Here is a 4497-nt window from a genome sequence, read left to right on the forward strand (position 1 = left end):
TACAAGATTAGATTTAGCCTTTGATTTTGAAGATGATTTGAGTGACTACTATGCAATGTCTGATAAAGCAGTTAAGAAAACTATTTTTTATGGTCGTAATGGTAAGCCAGAAACAAAATATTTTGGCGTGAGAGATAGTAATAGATTTATTAGAATTTATAATAAAAAGCAAGAACGTAAAGATAATGCAGATGCTGAAGTTATGTCTGAACATTTATGGCGTGTAGAAATCGAACTTAAAAGAGATATGGTGGATTACTGGAATGATTGCTTTAGTGATTTACATATCTTGCAACCAGATTGGAAAACTATCCAACGCACTGCGGATAGAGCAATAGTTTTTATGTTATTGAGTGATGAAGAAGAATGGGGAAAGCTTCACAGAAATTCTAGAACAAAATATAAGAATTTGATAAAAGAAATTTCGCCAGTCGATTTAACGGACTTAATGAAATCGACTTTAAAAGCGAACGAAAAACAATTGCAAAAACAAATCGATTTTTGGCAACATGAATTTAAATTTTGGAAATAGTGTACATATTAATATTACTGAACAAAAATGATATATTTAAACTATTCTAATTTAGGAGGATTTTTTTATGAAGTGTCTATTTAAAAATTTGGGGAATTTATATGAGGTGAAAGAATAATTTACCCCTATAAACTTTAGTCACCTCAAGTAAAGAGGTAAAATTGTTTAGTTTATATAAAAAATTTAAAGGTTTGTTTTATAGCGTTTTATTTTGGCTTTGTATTCTTTCATTTTTTAGTGTATTAAATGAAATGGTTTTAAATGTTTCTTTACCTGATATTGCAAATCATTTTAATACTACTCCTGGAATTACAAACTGGGTAAACACTGCATATATGTTAACTTTTTCGATAGGAACAGCAGTATATGGAAAATTATCTGATTATATAAATATAAAAAAATTGTTAATTATTGGTATTAGTTTGAGCTGTCTTGGTTCATTGATTGCTTTTATTGGTCACAATCACTTTTTTATTTTGATTTTTGGTAGGTTAGTACAAGGAGTAGGATCTGCTGCATTCCCTTCACTGATTATGGTGGTTGTAGCTAGAAATATTACAAGAAAAAAACAAGGCAAAGCCTTTGGTTTTATAGGATCAATTGTAGCTTTAGGTGAAGGGTTAGGTCCTTCAATAGGGGGAATAATAGCACATTATATTCATTGGTCTTACCTACTTATACTTCCTATGATTACAATAGTAACTATACCTTTTCTTATTAAAGTAATGGTACCTGGTAAATCAACAAAAAATACATTAGATATCGTAGGTATTGTTTTAATGTCTATAAGTATTATATGTTTTATGTTATTTACGACAAATTATAATTGGACTTTTTTAATACTCTTCACAATCTTTTTTGTGATTTTTATTAAACATATTTCAAGAGTTTCTAACCCTTTTATTAATCCTAAACTAGGGAAAAACATTCCGTTTATGCTTGGTTTGTTTTCTGGTGGGCTAATATTTTCTATAGTAGCTGGTTTTATATCAATGGTGCCTTATATGATGAAAACTATTTATCATGTAAATGTAGCGACAATAGGTAATAGTGTTATTTTTCCTGGAACCATGAGTGTTATTGTTTTTGGTTATTTTGGTGGTTTTTTAGTGGATAGAAAAGGATCATTATTTGTTTTTATTTTAGGATCATTGTCTATCTCTATAAGTTTTTTAACTATTGCATTTTTTGTTGAGTTTAGTATGTGGTTGACTACTTTTATGTTTATATTTGTTATGGGCGGATTATCTTTTACTAAAACAGTTATATCAAAAATAGTATCAAGTAGTCTTTCTGAAGAAGAAGTTGCTTCTGGAATGAGTTTGCTAAATTTCACAAGTTTTTTATCAGAGGGAACAGGTATAGCAATTGTAGGAGGTTTATTGTCACTACAATTGATTAATCGTAAACTAGTTCTGGAATTTATAAATTATTCTTCTGGAGTGTATAGTAATATTCTTGTAGCCATGGCTATCCTTATTATTTTATGTTGTCTTTTGACGATTATTGTATTTAAACGTTCTGAAAAGCAGTTTGAATAGTTATATTATATTTTGGTTTAGAACTATGAGTGGCTAGCATTTTGCCACTCATTTTTTGCGTTAGCAAAAACAGGTTTAAGCCTCGCAGAGCACACGTATTAACGACTTATTAAAAATAAGTCTAGTGTGTTAGACTTAAACTATTAAATACACATGAAACCTTTGTGCTTAGGAGTGATTTTTATATGTCTTATTCCATTGTTAGAGTTTCAAAAGTTAAATCTGGAACAAATACAACGGGCATACAAAAACATGTTCAAAGAGAAAATAATAATTATGAAAATGAAGATATAGACCATAGTAAAACTTACTTAAATTATGATTTGGTAAATGCTAATAAACAGAATTTTAATAACTTGATTGATGAAAAAATCGAACAGAATTATACAGGCAAAAGAAAAATTAGAACAGACGCGATTAAACACATTGATGGTTTAATTACATCAGACAATGATTTCTTTGATAATCAAACGCCAGAAGATACAAAGCAGTTTTTTGAATATGCTAAAGAGTTTTTAGAACAAGAATACGGTAAAGATAATTTATTATATGCAACAGTTCACATGGACGAAAAAACACCACATATGCATTATGGCGTTGTTCCAATAACTGATGATGGTCGTTTAAGTGCTAAAGAAGTTGTAGGTAATAAAAAAGCTTTAACAGCGTTTCAAGATAGATTTAATGAGCATGTTAAACAACGAGGATATGATTTAGAACGTGGGCAATCAAGACAAGTAACAAATGCTAAACATGAGCAAATAAGTCAGTATAAACAAAAAACAGAATATCATAAGCAAGAATATGAACGTGAGAGCCAAAAAACAGACCATATAAAGCAAAAGAACGATAAATTAATGCAAGAGTACCAAAAATCGTTAAATACGCTTAAAAAGCCTATAAATGTTCCGTATGAGCAAGAAACTGAAAAAGTAGGTGGTTTATTTAGCAAAGAAATACAAGAAACTGGAAATGTTGTAATAAGCCAAAAAGATTTCAATGAATTTCAGAAACAGATAAAAGCTGCTCAAGATATTTCGGAAGATTACGAGTATATAAAGTCTGGTAGAGCCTTAGATGATAAAGATAAGGAAATACGAGAGAAAGATGATTTATTAAATAAAGCAGTTGAGCGTATTGAAAACGCAGACGATAATTTTAACCAACTTTACGAAAATGCAAAGCCACTTAAAGAGAATATAGAAATAGCGTTAAAGCTTTTAAAAATCTTACTAAAAGAGTTAGAACGAGTTTTAGGAAGAAATACCTTTGCGGAAAGAGTTAATAAGTTAACAGAAGATGAACCAAAACTAAATGGTTTAGCAGGAAACTTAGATAAAAAAATGAATCCAGAATTATATTCAGAACAGGAACAGCAACAAGAACAACAAAAGAATCAAAAACGAGATAGAGGTATGCACTTATAGAACATGCATTTATGCCGAGAAAACTTATTGGTTGGAATGGGCTATGTGTTAGCTAACTTGTTAGCGAGTTGGTTGGACTTGAATTGGGATTAATCCCAAGAAAGTACCAACTCAACAACACATAAAGCCCTGTAGGTTCCGACCAATAAGGAAATTGGAATAAAGCAATAAAAGGAGTTGAAGAAGATGAGTAAAAATTTAGATAAGGGATTGGTTATATCAACAGTTTTAAACGTTATTCTTTGCATGCTTTTAATATTAACTATGCGAGTAGAAAGTTTAACTGTATCAGTTATATTAGCAATAATCACTGGAGTAAATGCAGTATATTTAGTTGCTAAGGTTTTAAAACAGAAAAAGACCTGATCTGATTAGACCAAGTCTTTTGATAGTGTTATATTAATAAACAAATAAAAAAGAAGTCGCTCACTCCCTGACCAAAGTTTGTGATAGCGACTTACCCAAAGAAAAAACACTAAGTTGTTTTTTTATATTTTGTATATCTAGATATTAAACGATATAAGTTTATTCTTCAAGATATATATTCGGGTGAGCGACTTCTTAAATTAAGGAGTCGATTTTTTATGAGTAAAAATAATCATACAAATCATTCAAATCACTTAGAAAATCACGATTTAGACAATTTTTCTAAAACCGGCTACTCTAATAGCCGGTTGGACGCACATACTGTGTGCATATCTGATCCAAAATTAAGTTTTGATGCAATGACGATCGTTGGAAATCTCAACCGAGACAACGCTCAAGCCCTTTCTAAATTTATGAGTGTAGAGCCCCAAATAAGACTTTGGGATATTCTTCAAACAAAGTTTAAAGCTAAAGCACTTCAAGAAAAAGTTTATATTGAATATGACAAAGTGAAAGCAGATAGTTGGGATAGACGTAATATGCGTATTGAATTTAATCCAAACAAACTTACACGAGATGAAATGATTTGGTTAAAACAAAATATAATAAGCTACATGGAAGATGACGGTTT

The 4497-nt window shown here is 30.1% G+C and carries 4 protein-coding genes and 1 pseudogene; all 5 read left to right on the forward strand.

From position 1 onward, the window contains the following. Nucleotides 1-532: replication initiation factor domain-containing protein (locus KA900_RS08485; RefSeq protein WP_204176932.1), on the forward strand; the 532-nt coding region annotated here is incomplete at its 5' end. Between the two features lie 161 nt (nt 533-693). After that, entirely contained in the window at nt 694-2073 is a 1380-nt protein-coding gene (tet(K), locus tag KA900_RS08490) for a tetracycline efflux MFS transporter Tet(K) (RefSeq protein ID WP_000492283.1), read from the forward strand. A 185-nt stretch (nt 2074-2258) separates the two neighbouring features. Then, a complete protein-coding gene (mobV, locus tag KA900_RS08495; protein WP_000122374.1) occupies nt 2259-3500 on the forward strand; it encodes a MobV family relaxase in 1242 nt (413 codons plus the stop codon). 186 nt (nt 3501-3686) lie between these two features. Then, complete coding sequence (locus KA900_RS08500; RefSeq protein WP_000042035.1) at nt 3687-3866, forward strand: hypothetical protein; 180 nt, start codon at nt 3687-3689, stop codon at nt 3864-3866. 218 nt (nt 3867-4084) lie between these two features. Beyond that, nucleotides 4085-4497 (forward strand): annotated as a pseudogene (locus tag KA900_RS08505) (replication initiation factor domain-containing protein); the annotation flags it as partial.

Origin of the sequence: Staphylococcus sp. GDY8P120P (assembly GCF_017892065.1) — a bacterium.
Taxonomy (GTDB): Bacteria; Bacillota; Bacilli; order Staphylococcales; family Staphylococcaceae; genus Staphylococcus; species Staphylococcus nepalensis.

Coding starts and splice junctions, on each gene's coding strand:
- mobV (WP_000122374.1), top strand. CDS start 2,259: ATGTCTTATTCCATTGTTAGAGTTTCAAAAGTTAAATCTGGAACAAAT.
- KA900_RS08500 (WP_000042035.1), top strand. CDS start 3,687: ATGAGTAAAAATTTAGATAAGGGATTGGTTATATCAACAGTTTTAAAC.